The organism is Mesorhizobium sp. 01N446, assembly GCF_056399285.1.
Genome location: NZ_JBFTRA010000002.1, coordinates 282262 through 297059 on the forward strand (window position 1 = coordinate 282262; position 14798 = coordinate 297059).

Below are 14798 nucleotides of genomic sequence, written 5' to 3' on the forward strand. Positions count from 1 at the left end.
GCCATAAAATTGTTTGGCGGACCTGCTACTCGGCGGGCACATGTTTGGTGACGACAGCTGGCCCGGCCTTCTTGGCGCGGTATTCGCTGTAGGCGGCGATCAGCATGTCCTCGTCGCGATATTGCGGCACCCAGCCGAGCTGACGCTCGGCCTTGGACACGTCGAGCACGCATTCCTCGTCGGCGATCAGATATTGCTCCGGATCCATGATCGGCATGTTCATGACGTCGAGCAGGTCGAGCGTGCGCTTGACCGCCCAGCCGGGTGTCGGCAGCAGGATCGACTTGGAGCCGGCATGCCGGATCAGGTCGCCGAGCAATTTCTTCACCGGCGGCGGGTTGAGGGAACCCAGATTATAGGCCTCGTTGGGCACGCCGGCCTTCCAGGCCGCGCGGGCAGCTTCCGCGCAATCGAACACGGAGATGAACTGATAGGGGTTCCTGCCCGAGCCGATCATCGGCACCGGAAGGTTCCAGTCGATCAGCTTGAACAGTTTTTCGAGAATGCCGAGCCGGCCGGGACCGATGATCAGCCGCGGCCGGAACAGCGCGATCGACATGCCGCGCTTACGCCATTCGACAGCGAGTTCCTCGGTCTTCTGCTTCGACCAGCCATATTCGCCGAGCGGCGCGACCGGATGCTCCTCGGTCATCGGCTGGGTGACCGTGTGGCCGTAGATCATGTCGGTCGTGTAGTGGACGAGCCTTGGCGCACCGGCCTTGTCCATGGCCTGCATGATGTGCTCGGTGCCATGGAAATTCACCGGAAAGAAGAAGTCATGCCGCTTGGCCCGTACCTGGATCGGCGACAGCATCTTTGCCGACAGATTGTAGACCATGTCGTCGGCCTTCAACCCCACGGCGGCGACCGAGGCCGGATCGGTGACGTCGCACTTGATGAAGCGGACGTTGCGATAGTGCGGCAGGTCGCTCTTGACGATGTCGGCGACGACGACCTCTTCGCCATCGGCCACGAGCTTGGGCGCAAGGTGGCGGCCGACGAAGCCGTCACCGCCGAAAATCACATGTCTCATCGAAGGGTCTCGCTTGCAGGGATCTTGTCGGGTGCGATGGAAGCGGTCTGGTCTTCATGCCCTCGCCCGCTTTGCGCGATCAGCACCGTGCCGACGCAGATGAAAGCAATGCCGGCGACGCGCCAGCCATTGAGATCCTCGCGAAAGACGAAATAGGCAAAGATGGCGACGGCGACATAGGCGAGGCTGAGGAAGGGATAGGCAAAGGAAAGCTCGACCTTCGACAGCACATAAAGGTGCGAGGCCATGGAAATCACGAAGGTGCAGAGCCCGAGGAACACCCAGGGGCTGAAGACGATCTGCAGCAGCTTGACGAGCGGATTGACGCCCTCGAACGAGATCGGCCCAAGCGACATCATGCCTTGCTTCAGCATGAGCTGCGCGGCGGCATTGGTCATGACCGTAAAGAGAATGAAGACGATATATTTCATGCCTGCTCACCACCCCGCGCCATCGATTAATACAAAGCTGAAAAGATTTCGTGAACTCGCATGAATATTTTCAGTAAACCTTGCCGTTAATCGTTCGATAACCATAATTCATTCCAATTTTATCTATTCGGCGGCCTCGGCCCCGCGCCGCCGCAGGTCGACTCTGCCGGCCGTGCGCGCCCAGAAATCGGACATGAAGGCAGGGTCGCGCAGCGCTTCCAGCCTCGGCCAGTCCGCGAACGAAGCAGCAAAGGTTACCGCGCCCATGCGCGCATCCTTGTAGGGATTGACCGCCCCGCCGGCCGCGACCGTGATGCGGTCGAGCTCGCCAAGCAGGGTAAGCGTCGCCGCTCCCTTGTTGGGGAAATCCAACGTCAGCGTGTAACCCGGGCGCGGGAACGACAGCAGCGCCGGCGAGCGGATCGAGCCGAAGCGTTTCAGCACGGTGAGGAAGGAGCCCTGCCCGGCCCGCCGGGCAGCGGCAAGCAATTCGGGCACGACGGTGCGCGCAGCCTCTTCCGGCACCACGCTCTGGTGCTGGAACAGTCCTTTGGGGCCATAAAGCCGGTTCCAGTCCCGCACGCCGTCAAGCGGGAAGAAGAAGCCCTGGTAGCCGGTGTGGCGCGGCACCGTGGCCCGGCCCTTCTTCCACCGGTAGGCGGCATTGAAAGCAGTCAGGAACGGCCGGTTGAGCATATTGAACGGCGGCTGGAACGGCACGGAAAGACTGCCGCCGGCGCGCGCGGCCGTGTGCGAGCCATGCTCGGCGTGGTTCCCGGTAAACAGCAGCCCGCGCCCGCTGTTGCGGCCACCGGCGAGCTGGTCGATCCAGGCGACCACATATTCATTGGCCTGGTCCGCCGCCGCGGCCAGATCGAAGAATTCGCCGAGGTCGCGAAACGGCATCGTCTTCTCGACGATGTCGAGCGAAGGCACCCGCATCAGTCGGATCGAGGCCGACAGGATGAGGCCAGTCAGCCCCATACCGCCGATGGTCGCCGCAAACAGGCGCGGATTGTCTGATACCGAGCAGCGATAGGTCTTCCCGTCGGACCGCAGCAGCGTGAAGCTTTCGACATGGCAGCCGAACGTGCCGCGCCGGTGGTGGTTCTTGCCGTGCACGTCATTGGCGATGGCGCCGCCGAGCGTCACGAATTGCGTGCCCGGAACCACCGCTGGGAAGAAGCCGTAAGGCGCAGCATGCGCGATGATATCGGACAGCAGCACACCGGCATCGGCTTCGAGCACGCCGGTCTCGGCGTTGAAGGCGCGGATGCGGTTCAGCGTCCGCATGTCGACGACCGTGCCGGCCTGGTTCTGGCAGGAATCGCCATAGGAACGCCCATTGCCATAGGCCAGCAGCGACCCTTCCTTCGTCTTGCCACCCTTCAGCAACGCAATGGCGTCGTCGGCGCTTACCGCGCGTGACGCCGGCGGCGTGGCAAGGCCGAAGCTCAGAAAACGCTCGGCCATGCCTACCAGCCTCCGATGACCAGCAGCACGGCGCCGATCGCGACCACGATCTGGCTGCGCCAGTCGCGGATGATGAAGACGACCGGGTCGTCATTCATCTCGTCGCGCCGCGCCAGGATCCAGACGCGCATGGTGAGGTAGAGCACGATCGGCGGCAGCGGCCAGATCAGCCAGGGATGCGGATAGAGCTCGCGCACCGCGACGCTGTCCATGTAGAGCGCCAGCACCAGTGCTGAGGAGAAGGCGGAGGCCATGCCGGCCTGGGCGACGATCTCCTGGTCCTCGGTACGATAGCCACGCCCGGCAATGCGTTCGCCGGGCGGAATGGCGGTGGTGCGCAGTTCGACGAAGCGCTTCACCAGCGCCAGCGACAGGAAGAAGAAGATCGAGAAGGCGAGTAGCCAGAACGAAACGTCGACGCCGGTCGCGGCAGCACCCGCGATCACGCGGATCGAATAGAGGCCGGCCAGCGTCAGCACATCGACCAGCAGCATGCGCTTGAACGACAGCGAATAGGCCGTGGTGACGACCATGTAGCCGCCGAGCACACCGAGGAATTCGATTGGCAAAAACAGGCCGGCGCCGATGCCGATCGCCACCAGCACCGCCATCGCGCCGAGGCCGAACGGGATCGACAGCGCCCCGCTGGCGAACGGCCTGTTGCGCTTGGTGGCGTGCTTGCGGTCGAGCGCGAGGTCGAAGAAGTCGTTGAGGATATAGATCGCCGAGGCGACCGCGCTGAACGAGATGAACGCCAGCAGGCATTGCCAGATCATGTTGGTGTTGAAATATTCGTGCGACAGCACCATCGGCACGGCGATCAGCGAGTTCTTCAGCCACTGATGCACGCGCAGCATCTTGACGACGGTCCGCAAGGTCGGCTTCGGCGCCGGCATGGTTTCGGCGCCATGCGCCGCCTGCCAGCGCGCGGCATGGCGGTCGGGCGCAACGACGATTGCATTGCGAGCGGCATCGAAGACCTGGAGATCATGGCGGCTGTTGCCGGCATAGTCGAAGCCGCCATCGCCATAGGCCGATATCAGCGAGGCCCGCTTCTTGCCGGAGGTGAGATTGTCGAGGCCGTCGGTCGCCAGCACACGGTCGAAAATGCCGAGATGACAGGCAATGGCATCGGCGAATTTGCGCGGCGTACCGGTCGCCAGCACGATCTTGCGGCCCTCGCCGTGCTCAGCGCGCAGCCGCTCGAGCAGTGGCGCGCGATAGGGTAGCGTCGCGGGATCGATGTCGATGCGCTGTGCGATCGCCTGCTTCAGCCGCGCCGGCCCGCCGGCCGCCCAGAACGGCACCAGGAAAATATAGAGCGGGTTCTTCTTGAGGAGGAGGAACAGGCCTTCCCACAACAGGTCGGTCGCGATCAGCGTGCCGTCGAGATCGACCGCAAGCGGTATTGCGTTCCTGTCCGACCGCGCATCCATGCCCGTCCTGCCCTGCCAGCGTATGATCCGAAAAAACCGGAGTTCCGTTGCGCGCCGCTTTTCGGCGTCTTGACGCTGGTATAGCGGGGGATGGCGTAGCGAACGTTAAAACGCCTGGTTGCAGGCGGCTGCCGCGGCTGTATTTCCGGCGTCATTGTTAAACAACCGCTACCGGAAACGATAAAAGGCCGAGCAAATGCCCGGCCTTTCCAATCATGCTGCCGACACTACTTGATGCGGGCGACGCCGCCGGAAATTTCAACGGTTTCCGAGCCCGTCAGGGCCTCGAGGTCGCCGTTCGGCAAGGTGACGAAGCAGCCGTTCTGGCAGAATTCGACGGTTTCACCTCCGGCCAGCGCAAGGTCGGTCTTGCTGCCGCCTTCCGTCACGACCAGCGTGCGGGTCTCGGCGTCCTTGTTGACCGCGCTGGCGGCATGGACCGAGCCGCTCACGGCGAGCAAGGTCACGGCAGCGACGAGAGACTTCCACATGTTGCAATATCGGTGTTCCCACCGCCTCTGTTGCATTTCGCAAGGCATTTTCGCCCTTTGCATGGGAGCTTATATGAGATGGAAGCTGAACCGCAACTGAATGCCGCATTCATGCCGCAATTGGTTTTGGCATTCTCCAATGCCGGCTGCGGGCGCTCGCCCAGCTCTGTTAATTTCGCCAGACGGCACGATATGAACCGAAGGCAGCAACGCGAAGAAAAACCCATGCACGACAACTGGCTCGAAACGATCGGCGTTGGAGTTGAGCAGCGAAGGATTGCCGCGCGGCTGACCCACTATGTGCCTGCATCCGTCAACCATCGGCTTGGAATCCACGTCGGTGCGCCGGTCAACGCGTCGTGCCAATGCGACGGAAGGCATCACCGGCGGGTCCAGTCGGATGGCGATATCGATATTGTACCCGCCGGGCTCGATGGTGACTGGGAAGATGACGCGGACTGCACCATCCTGCGGCTCTGGGTCAGTCCCGCGCTGGTTCGGCGTGCCGCCGAGGATCTCGAAATCGATCCGGACAGGGTCGTCGTCCATCCGCAGTTCCAGCGCCGCGATCCGAGGATCGAACATATCGCCCATGCCCTGGCGACCGGGCTGAACCCTGACGTGGCATCCGATCGGCTGTATTTCGAAAGCCTGGCCAAGGCGCTGGCGGTGCAACTCATCCAGGGCGCCGCCTCAAGGCCGGACGTTCCAGCCAGGCAAACGCTCTCCTTCGGCCAGAGGCGCAGATTGGCCGATTTCATCCAAGCCAATCTCGACCAGGACCTTTCGCTGGATGAGCTGGCGCAAGTGGCTGCCATCAGCGGCTCGCATCTGAAGGTACTGTTTCGCCGCACCTTCGGCATGCCTCCCCACCAATATGTCATCCATCGCCGGGTCGAACGGGCCAGGACCCTGCTGCATCAGGGGAAAATGCCGCTGAGCCAGATCGCGCTGGAGGCAGGCTTTTCGCATCAGAGCCACATGGCGCAGAGCATGAAGCGCATCCTCGGCGTCACGCCCGCCGCCCTTATCCGCATGCAGCGGTAACCGGCGGTCCGACATTTCGCCGTCGTACCGTCACCCTGATTCCGATCATCCGTTTTTGTCTTCCGCCGTCCATATCTGGGCGACCCGAGCGCACCCATCCGGCATTGCTGACATCCCATTGATCAGGATGAAGGGATACGGACATGTTTGTTGTGTTGGGCGCTGCTGGAAAAATCGGAAGGGCGACCATCGCCGCGCTGCGTCGGCATAACGTTCCGATCAGGGCCGTGGTGCGAAACCCGTCGCATGCCGAAGAGTTCCGTGCGCTTGGTTGCGAAACAGCAATCGCCGATCTGCGCGATGCCCTGGCATTGGCGCGGGCAACAAAGGGCGCCACCGCTGTTCAGGTTATCTGTCCCACCGGCATCCGCGCCGCTGATGCGTCGGCGGAAATGCAATCAACCATCCGGTCCATCGTCGACGCACTTGATCAGGTCAGGCCGGAAAGCATTTTGGCGATTTCGGACTATGGCGCCCAGCTTGCCGCCGGCACCGGCATCACGCTCACCTTCCACCATCTGGAATCGCAGTTGAAGACAATCCCGGCGGCGCTGACGGTGCTGCGTTCGGCCGAGCACATGCAGAACTGGAACCGCCTCGTTGGTCGCGCGATCGAGACCGGCGTGCTACCGAGCCTGCATCATCCCGTCTCCAAATCCTTCCCGACGGTCTCGGCAGGTGACGTCGGCCTGATGGCCGCCGATCTCCTCCTTTCAGGCAACGGCGATGCACTGCGCGTGGTCCACGCCGAAGGGCCTGACCGTTACAGCGCAACCGATGTGGCGCGGACGCTTGGCGAGATTGCCGGCCGCGAGATCGTTGCCCGCGAATTGCGGAGGCAGGACTGGGTTCCCGCCCTCGTTGGCGGCGGCATCAGCACGAGTTACGCCGAACTGGTCGCCGCGATGTTCGATGCCCACAATGCCGGCCGCATCGATGCCGAGCACGGCGCAGGCGAGATCAGGCGCGGCGAGACCGATCTTCGGACAGCACTTGCCGCCCTGATCGCCAAAAGCTGACAGGGCCTGGCCTCTAATCGGGGTCGGGTTTGCGTACCTTGCGTCCTGATTTGGCCAGCTTTTTCGCCTCGACTGCGGCGTCGACCTTGGCCTGCTCCTGTTCGACGAAGTCGGCCTCGATCTTGTCGTCGTCGGTCGGCCATGCCTTCGCATTCTTGGTCTCGATAACGGCGCGCGGCGTCGAGGGGATTTCGATATGCTGGTCGCTGAATTTCTCCAGCACAGCGAAGCGGACGTCGTTTTGCACGATGTTGCCGTTCATCACATCGGCCAGGAACACACGAATTTCGAATTCGAGCGCCGCGGGACCGAAATTGGAAAACAGTACGAAGGGTTCGGGGTTTTTCAGCACCATCGGGTGGCCGCGTGCGATCTCCAGCAGGATGGCGTGAACCTGCTTGACGTCGCTGCCATAAGCGACGCCGACTTTGATGTCGATGCGGCCGAGCTTGTTGCGATGCGTCCAGTTGCCAACGGCGTTGTTGATCAGGTTTGAATTGGGCAGGATCACCGACTGCCGCTGGAAGGTTTCGATCTCGGTGGCGCGCACGCTGATCTTCTTGACCGTACCGCTGACGTCGCCGGCGACGATCCAGTCGCCGACCTTGAACGGCCGCTCGGCCAGAAGGATCAGGCCGGAGACGAAATTCGAGACGACATTCTGCAGACCGAAACCGATACCGAGGGAAAGCGCGCCGGCGACCAGGGCCAGGCTGGAAAGATCGATACCCGCCGCCGATATGCCGACCAGCCCCGCCACGGCGACGCCGGCATAGCCGACCGCCAGCCGGATCGAATTGCGCACGCCCGTATCGACCTTGCCGCGCGCCATCACCGACCCGTCGAGCCAGCCCTGAAACCAGCGCGTCAGGAAATAGCCGATGATGAAGACGACGATGCCCGAAAGGATGCCGGTGACCGATATCGTCACCGAACCGATGGTGATCCCGGTCGCCAGCTTGTAGGCCCAGGCCTGGATGTCGCCGGGCTGGAACCCCCACATCAAAAGGATCAGCGGCAGGAAAACCAGCACGATCATCAAATTGATGGCGACACTGACGACGAGGCCGAGCTGGTCGAGTGCTGCCTCCTCGTAGCTGGAGTTGGCCGACAGCCAGCGCCCGACAGTGGTGTTGGCGAAAGCGCCCTCCTCGCCGATCGCCTGCGCCGACAGGAAGCCGATATAGGCGGTGATCAGCGCCGTGCCGGTGACCACGACCTGCAGCGAGACGAAAAGCGCAAGGCCGATAAAGCCAAGCAGCGCGGCGGCGATGGTGAACAGGCCAAGCGCCAGCGCCAGATAGCGCAGCCAGGCCGGCCACGGCCGCCAGCTTCCGTCGCGTGCCTTGAACGGCCGCAGCATTGCCATCAGGATCAGGATGATGCCGACGACAATGGTGGCGACGAAACTGCGGGCGATGGTCAGCGACAGTGGCGAGCCCATCTTGTCGTTGACGATCGACAAGAAATTGTTGACACCGATGACCACGGCCATGGCGGTTGTCAGCCGCACCAGCCAGCGCGCCGGGCCGGTTTCGACAGGAATGAGCCGCCAGTTCGGCAGCCGCGGCTCAAGCGCGGCATTGGTCAGCCGGTTGACGCAGAACACCACCGCGATGACGGCTGCCAACGCATTGAGGAAGACGCCGATGTCGCCGCGCAACACATTGTAATAGTTGAAAAAGAACACCGTGGAGGCCAGGAACACGCCGACCGCCAGCGTCGGCAGCAAGGTAGACCAGAACGCTACGGACAGGCGGCTGAGATAGGACGGATCCTCGACCGCCGGATCAGCTTCGAATATGCGCCCGAAGAGCCGCCTGCCGCCGACCAGCAGCACCAGCGCCAGTCCGAGCGCCACGAAGGTCGCCGCCAGGACGGCCTGGAACTTGAACTTGAACGCAAAGCTCAGCCAGGACGACACCGCTTTGTAAAAATTGGCGTATTCATCCTGGGCGTCGGAAAACACCTGTGGGCTCAGCGCCTCGGACAGCGCGTAGCGCTTGGTCAAAAAGTTGCGGAACTGCTCGCTGCGCATATTGCCGATCTTGTCGATCAGTCCGCTGATGCGGATCGACAGGTTCTGCGCGCTGGCGACGACCGCGTTGATCTCGGCCTTCTCCGACGCCAGCGCCTGGCGTTCGCCGGTCACAATGTCGGGCTCCTGCGGCTGGCCCGCCGCCGGCGGCGGACCCAGCACCTCGATGCGGTTGTTGATGTCGGTAAGCCGCGAACGAAACGCCAGTGCACTGGTCAGCGCCGCCCGCGACAGGTCCTCCAGCTGCAGGCGGATATCCACGAGCGAGGCATCGTCCTCACCGTCCTGCTGTATCTTCTTCTCGAGATCGTCGGTCTTGGCCGTCAGGCCCTGGATGACTTTCTGCTGATCGGTGATCAAGCCGGCGGCGCCCTGGCCAAGCGCCTGCGCCATCACTTCGAGCGAAGGCGACGCCGAAATGACGAGCGTGAAAACCAAAATGAGGCGAAGCAATCTCAAAAGCATGATTTGTTGGCGACTCACACGCGGCAAAGGCATTCAAAAAGCCTCTCCTTGATAAAGACGGCCATATCGTGGGGCAAGCCGTCGCGTCCGATCGCGCTTGGATCGCGATCCGAGCGTCGGCCAGTCGAAAGGCCATGGCGCAATATTGGCTTTGCGGGTGCGGCCTGCTCTATAGTCTGCCGCATCGCCCGAACCGGATGACAATGATGGCAGAGTACTCGGCCTTTTCGCTGCTCGCGAACGCGCTCAAGGGAAACAAGGACTGGAAGCCGGCCTGGCGCAAGCCCGACCCGAAGGCCTCCTATGACGTCATCATCATCGGCGGCGGCGGCCACGGGCTGGCGACCGCCTACTATCTGGCCAAGGAACACGGCATCACCAACGTCGCCGTGCTGGAAAAGGGCTGGCTCGGTTCCGGCAATGTCGGCCGCAACACCACGGCTGTTCGCTCGAACTACCTGCTGCCGGCCAACACCCGCTTCTACGAACATTCGATGAAGATGTGGGAGGGCCTGTCGCACGAGCTCAACTACAACGTCATGTTCTCGCAGCGCGGCTGCCTGAACCTGGCGCACACGCCGGCCCAGTTCGACGACTATGCCCGACGCGGCAATGCCATGCGCCATCTCGGCGTCGACGCCGAACTGATGACGCCGGCGCAGATCAAGCGCCTGATTCCGGCGCTCGATATCTCCGGCGACGCACGCTTTCCCGTCGTCGGCGGCCTGATGCAGCGGCGCGCCGGCACCGCCCGCCACGATGCCGTGGCCTGGGGTTATGCGCGCGGCGCCGACCGGCGCGGCGTCGACATCATCGAGAATTGCGAGGTCACCGGTTTCCTGCGCGACGGCGACCGCGTCACCGGCGTCACCACGTCGCGCGGCGATATCCGCGCCAGGAAAGTGGCGGTCGCGGTCGCCGGCAGCACCGGGCGCGTCATGCAGTTGGCCGGCGTCGAGACGATGCCGATCGAGAGCCATGTGCTGCAGGCCTTCGTGACGGAATCGCTGAAGCCCTTCATCGATACGGTCGTGACCTTCGGCATGGGGCATTTCTACATGTCGCAGTCCGATAAGGGCGGCCTTGTCTATGGCGGCGACATCGACGGCTACAACAGCTACGCCCAGCGCGGCAACCTGCCCATCGTCGACGAAGTGATGAGCGAGATGCTGGCGCTCTTCCCGGGCCTTGCGCGTGTGCGCATGCTGCGTTCGTGGGGCGGTGTGTGCGACATGTCGATGGACGGCTCGCCGATCATCACCACCGGCCCCCTGCCCGGCATGTATCTCAACTGCGGCTGGTGCTATGGCGGCTTCAAGGCGACGCCGGCCTCCGGCTGGACCTTTGCCTGGACCATCGCCAAGGACGAGCCGCACGATTTCAACGCGCCGTTCACCCTTGACCGCTTCCACCGCGGCCTCGTCATCGACGACAAGGGCCAGGGCGCGAACCCGCGGCTGCATTAGGAACATTCGATGCTGATCACCTGTCCCTATTGCGGCCCGCGCGACGTTATCGAGTTCACCTACCAGGGTGACGGCAACCGCGAACGTCCCGACCCCGCTTCGCAGAATTTCGAGGCGTGGAACGCCTATGTCTATGACCGGCTGAATCCGGCCGGCGACCACAATGAGATCTGGCAGCATTCCGGCGGTTGCCGCGCGCATCTGCGCGTCGTGCGCAACACGCTGACGCATGAGATTTCGAGTATCGCCTTCGTGCGCGGCGATCATGGCTCGGCCGCACGCCGCAAGGCGGAGGACAAGGCATGAGCCCGCGCCGCACCGACACCGGCGGCCGCATCGACCGGCTGAAGACGATCCGCTTCACCTTCGACGGCGTTGCCTATACCGGCCATGCCGGCGACACGCTGGCCTCGGCGCTCATGGCCAAGGGCGTCACGCTTTTCGGCCGCTCGTTCAAATACCACCGCCCGCGCGGCCTGCTGACCGCGGGCGTGGAGGAGCCCAACGCGCTGGTGACGGTGCTGAAGGGCGAGGTGCGCGAGCCCAATATTCCAGCGACCATGGTCGAGATCCATGACGGACTGGTGGCGATCAGCCAGAACCGCTTCCCGTCGCTGGCCTGGGACATCAACGCCGTCAACCAGCTTGGCGGCAAGATCCTGTCGGCCGGCTTCTACTACAAGACCTTCATGGGGCCGGTGATCGGTCCGCTGAAAGGCACGCGCTTCTGGATGTTCTGCGAGCATTTCATCCGCCGCGCCGCCGGTCTGGGCAGCGCCGGATCGGCGAAGGATCCTGCCCGCTACGAGCGCATGAACGCCTTTTGCGACGTGCTGGTGGTCGGCTCCGGACCTGCCGGCCTGATGGCCGCCAAGGCGGCCGCCGACCAGGGCGCGCGTGTCATGCTGGCCGATCTCGAACCGCGTTTCGGCGGCTCGACCAACTGGTCGGGTGAAACCATCGACGGTGTGCCGGCCGCCGATTGGGCGCGCCGCACCGTCAACCAGCTCGAAGGCCGCGACAATGTCCGGCTTTTGCCGCGCACCACGGTGTGGGGCTATTACGACAACAACACGCTTGCCGCACTCGAACGGGTCAGCGACCACAAGGAACAGCCCGCCAAGGGCGAGCCCCGCCATCGCTACTGGGCGATCCGAGCCAGATCGGTGGTTCTGGCCACCGGCGCCTTCGAACGCCCGCTGGTCTTCCCGGGCAATGACAGGCCAGGCGCGATGCTGGCCCATGCCGCCGAACGCTACGTCAACGAATTCGGCGTGCTGCCGGGCGAGCGGATCGCGCTGTTCACCAACAATGACAGCGCCTACCGGGCGGCCGTCGCCTTGAAGAAGGCGGGGGCGGCGATCGTCGCCATCGCCGACGTCAGGTCCGAGCTTTCGCCAGAGATGCGCAAGCTGGCGACGGAGGCCGAGGCCGAAGTGTTGGCCGGCCATGCCGTCATCGCCACCGAGGGCGGCAAGGCGCTCTCCGGCGTCAAGGTTCAGCGTTTCGACATGGTCACCGGGGCGCTCACCGGTGACGAGCGCAGCATCCATGCCGACTGCCTGCTGATGTCGGGCGGCTGGTCGCCGACCATCCATCTGGCCAGTCAGGCCGGCGCCAAGGCGGAATGGAATGCCGCGCGGCAGGCCTTCCTGCCGCCAAAGCCGACGCAGCAGTGGTCAACACAGCAGTGGATTGGCGCCGGGGCCTTCACCGGCAGTTTTTCGACCGCCGAGGCGATCGCCGAAGGCCGCGCCGCCGGCCTTGCGGCGGCCGGTGGAACGAGTACGCCGGCGGCATTGCCGACGGCCGAAGCGGTACCCGGCGATCCCGATCCGGCGCCCGTCTTCGAGATCAGAGCCAAGGGCAAGAGCTTTGTCGACTTCCAGCACGACGTTACGGCTGAGGATGTGCGGCTGGCGCACCGCGAAGGCTTCGTCTCGGTCGAGCATCTGAAGCGCTACACCACGCTCGGCATGGCGACCGATCAGGGCAAGAGCTCCAACGTTCCCGGCCTTGCCATCATGGCCGAGGCGCTGGGCAAGCCGATCCCCGAAGTCGGTACGACACGTTTCCGGCCGCCCTTCGCACCCGTTTCGATCGGCTCGCTGGCGGCGGAACGCTTCGGCGACCTCAAGCCCGAGCGGCTGACGCCAATGCATGACTGGCATGTCGCCAACGGCGCGACCATGTATTCCGCCGGCCTCTGGTACCGGCCGATGATCTACGGGCTTTCAGGCGAAACCATCGAGCAGGCCTATGTGCGCGAGGCCAAGGCGACACGCGAAAGCGCCGGCATTGTCGATGTCTCGACGCTGGGCAAGATCGCCGTGCAAGGCCCCGATGCCGCAACCTTCCTCGACCGCGTCTACACCAACATGTTTTCGACGCTCGCCGTCGGCAAGGCGCGCTACGGGCTGATGCTGCGCGAGGACGGCCTTGCCTTCGACGACGGCACCACCTGGCGGCTCGGCGAACAGGATTTCCTGATGACCACCACCACCGCCAATGCCGGCAAGGTGATGCAGCATCTGGAGTATTTCCTCGACGTGATCTGGCCGGACCTCAAGGTTCACGTCACCTCGGTGACCGACGAATGGGCGGGCGCCGCGATCGGAGGACCGAAGGCCCGGCAGATCCTCGCCGCCTGCGTCACCGGCACCGCGGTTGACAACTCCACCTTGCCCTTCATGGGCATTGTGCGTGGTGAGATCGCTGGCGTTCCGGTGATGATTTGCCGGCTGTCCTTCTCCGGTGAAATGGCCTTCGAGGTCTATTCCGGGGCCGGCCACGGCACGCATGTCTGGGAAGCCCTGATCGAAGCCGGCAAGCCGTTCGGCCTGGTCACCTACGGGCTCGAGGCGCTGGGCACGATGCGCATCGAGAAGGGCCATGTCACCGGCGCCGAGATCGACGGACGCACCACGGCGCGCGACCTGCATCTCGACTGGATGCTGTCGAAGAAGAAGCCTTTCATCGGCTCGGCGATGATGGACCGCGAAGGCCTGATCGCGTCTGACCGGCTGGAACTGGTCGGCCTGATTGCGCTCGACAACCGGCCGCTCAATGGCGGCGCGCATATTGTCGAAGAGCTTGACGAGGCCAATCCGCACGGCTCGATCGGCCACATCACCGCCTGCTGCTATTCGCCGGCGCTCGGCAAGCATATCGCGCTGGCCCTGGTCGAGGGCGGCAAGGCCAGGCACGGTACCCGTGCCCATGTCTCCGATCCCTTGCGCAGCCGTTTTGGACCGGTCGAGATCGTCTCCAACCATTTCTACGATCCGGAAGGGACCCGCATGCATGGTTGAGCGCCAATCCCCCCTCGAGCCGGAGTTTCATGTCGGCTCGCATGGCAATTTCGAGCATGGCGTCGAGATCCTGCTGACCGAGACCAGGCCGGGCTCGATCGTGCAGATCGCCGCCTGGCCGGGCGAAGAGAAGAGACTGATCGCCGCCATCCGCACCGTCACCGGCCTTGCGCTGCCCGACGGCGCCGGCGGCGGCCTGAGCGACGGTGTGAAATCGGTGTTCGGCTTCGCGCCGGGAAAATTCACCGTGGCCGACGAGGCCGAAGGGCTGGCCGCGGCTTTTGCCAAGGTGGTGACGCCTTCCATCGGCACCGTGACGGACCTGTCGCACGGCCGTACCGCCATACGCATCGCCGGGCCGAAGGCCGAATGGGTGCTGGCGAAATTCTTCGCCATCGACTTCGCGCTGCCGGCATTCCCGGTCGGCGCCGGTCGCTCGACCACGCATCACGACGTTTTCGCCCAGATCCAGCGCACCGGCGCCGACCAGTTCGACATCTATGTCTTCCGCTCCTTCGCGCGTTCGTTCTGGAAGGCGCTTTGCCATGCCAGCGAGGAAGTCGGCTACGAGGTGCAGTAGCGCCACCT

General features: G+C 63.8%; 12 protein-coding genes. 6 read left to right on the plus strand and 6 right to left on the minus strand.

Annotated features, from left to right (window positions below; all coding sequences use genetic code 11):
* Window positions 1-25: 25 nt before the first annotated feature.
* From AC1DPX_RS09675 to AC1DPX_RS09695, 5 genes are all read right to left on the minus strand, one after another.
* Window positions 26-1033 (minus strand): NAD-dependent epimerase/dehydratase family protein, encoded by a 1008-nt coding sequence (locus AC1DPX_RS09675; protein WP_202353951.1) that lies wholly within the window; start codon window positions 1031-1033, stop codon window positions 26-28.
* The gene (locus AC1DPX_RS09680) at window positions 1030-1464 is read right to left on the minus strand and encodes an EamA family transporter (RefSeq protein ID WP_202353950.1); all 435 of its coding nucleotides are present in this window, start codon (window positions 1462-1464) and stop codon (window positions 1030-1032) included. Before AC1DPX_RS09680 ends, AC1DPX_RS09675 begins: the two co-directional genes overlap by 4 nt.
* Before the next feature lie 123 nt (window positions 1465-1587).
* Window positions 1588-2937 carry an FAD-binding oxidoreductase gene (locus tag AC1DPX_RS09685; RefSeq protein ID WP_477236171.1) on the minus strand — a complete coding sequence of 450 codons (1350 nt, stop codon included), beginning with the start codon at window positions 2935-2937 and terminating at the stop codon, window positions 1588-1590.
* A gap of 2 nt (window positions 2938-2939) precedes the next feature.
* Window positions 2940-4373, minus strand: coding sequence for a UbiA family prenyltransferase (locus AC1DPX_RS09690; protein ID WP_477236173.1), 1434 nt, complete (start codon window positions 4371-4373; stop codon window positions 2940-2942).
* A 227-nt stretch (window positions 4374-4600) separates the two neighbouring features.
* On the minus strand, window positions 4601-4864 hold the full coding sequence (locus tag AC1DPX_RS09695; RefSeq protein WP_477236175.1) for a hypothetical protein: 264 nt from the start codon (window positions 4862-4864) through the stop codon (window positions 4601-4603).
* Between the two features lie 225 nt (window positions 4865-5089).
* Here AC1DPX_RS09695 and AC1DPX_RS09700 point away from each other — a divergent pair, with 225 nt between their 5' ends.
* Both AC1DPX_RS09700 and AC1DPX_RS09705 read left to right on the plus strand, forming a co-directional pair.
* On the plus strand, window positions 5090-5911 hold the full coding sequence (locus AC1DPX_RS09700) for a helix-turn-helix domain-containing protein (RefSeq protein ID WP_477236177.1): 822 nt from the start codon (window positions 5090-5092) through the stop codon (window positions 5909-5911).
* Between the two features lie 143 nt (window positions 5912-6054).
* A complete protein-coding gene (locus AC1DPX_RS09705; RefSeq protein ID WP_477236179.1) occupies window positions 6055-6930 on the plus strand; it encodes an NAD(P)H-binding protein in 876 nt (291 codons plus the stop codon).
* A 13-nt stretch (window positions 6931-6943) separates the two neighbouring features.
* Here AC1DPX_RS09705 and AC1DPX_RS09710 read toward each other — a convergent pair whose 3' ends face one another.
* A complete protein-coding gene (locus tag AC1DPX_RS09710) occupies window positions 6944-9433 on the minus strand; it encodes a mechanosensitive ion channel family protein (RefSeq protein ID WP_202353944.1) in 2490 nt (829 codons plus the stop codon).
* A gap of 206 nt (window positions 9434-9639) precedes the next feature.
* Between AC1DPX_RS09710 and AC1DPX_RS09715 the strand changes: the two genes are divergently transcribed.
* From AC1DPX_RS09715 to AC1DPX_RS09730, 4 genes are read left to right on the plus strand one after another with little or no spacing between them, the layout of a single operon-like run.
* The gene (locus tag AC1DPX_RS09715; protein WP_477236181.1) at window positions 9640-10899 is read left to right on the plus strand and encodes a sarcosine oxidase subunit beta; all 1260 of its coding nucleotides are present in this window, start codon (window positions 9640-9642) and stop codon (window positions 10897-10899) included.
* Between the two features lie 9 nt (window positions 10900-10908).
* Entirely contained in the window at window positions 10909-11205 is a 297-nt protein-coding gene (locus AC1DPX_RS09720) for a sarcosine oxidase subunit delta (RefSeq protein WP_202353942.1), read from the plus strand.
* On the plus strand, window positions 11202-14210 hold the full coding sequence (locus AC1DPX_RS09725; RefSeq protein WP_477236183.1) for a sarcosine oxidase subunit alpha: 3009 nt from the start codon (window positions 11202-11204) through the stop codon (window positions 14208-14210). Before AC1DPX_RS09720 ends, AC1DPX_RS09725 begins: the two co-directional genes overlap by 4 nt.
* Window positions 14203-14790: a sarcosine oxidase subunit gamma gene (locus AC1DPX_RS09730; protein ID WP_477236185.1), complete on the plus strand. Its 588-nt coding sequence runs from the start codon at window positions 14203-14205 to the stop codon at window positions 14788-14790. The genes AC1DPX_RS09725 and AC1DPX_RS09730 overlap by 8 nt, the downstream gene beginning before the upstream one ends.
* Window positions 14791-14798 lie beyond the last annotated feature (8 nt).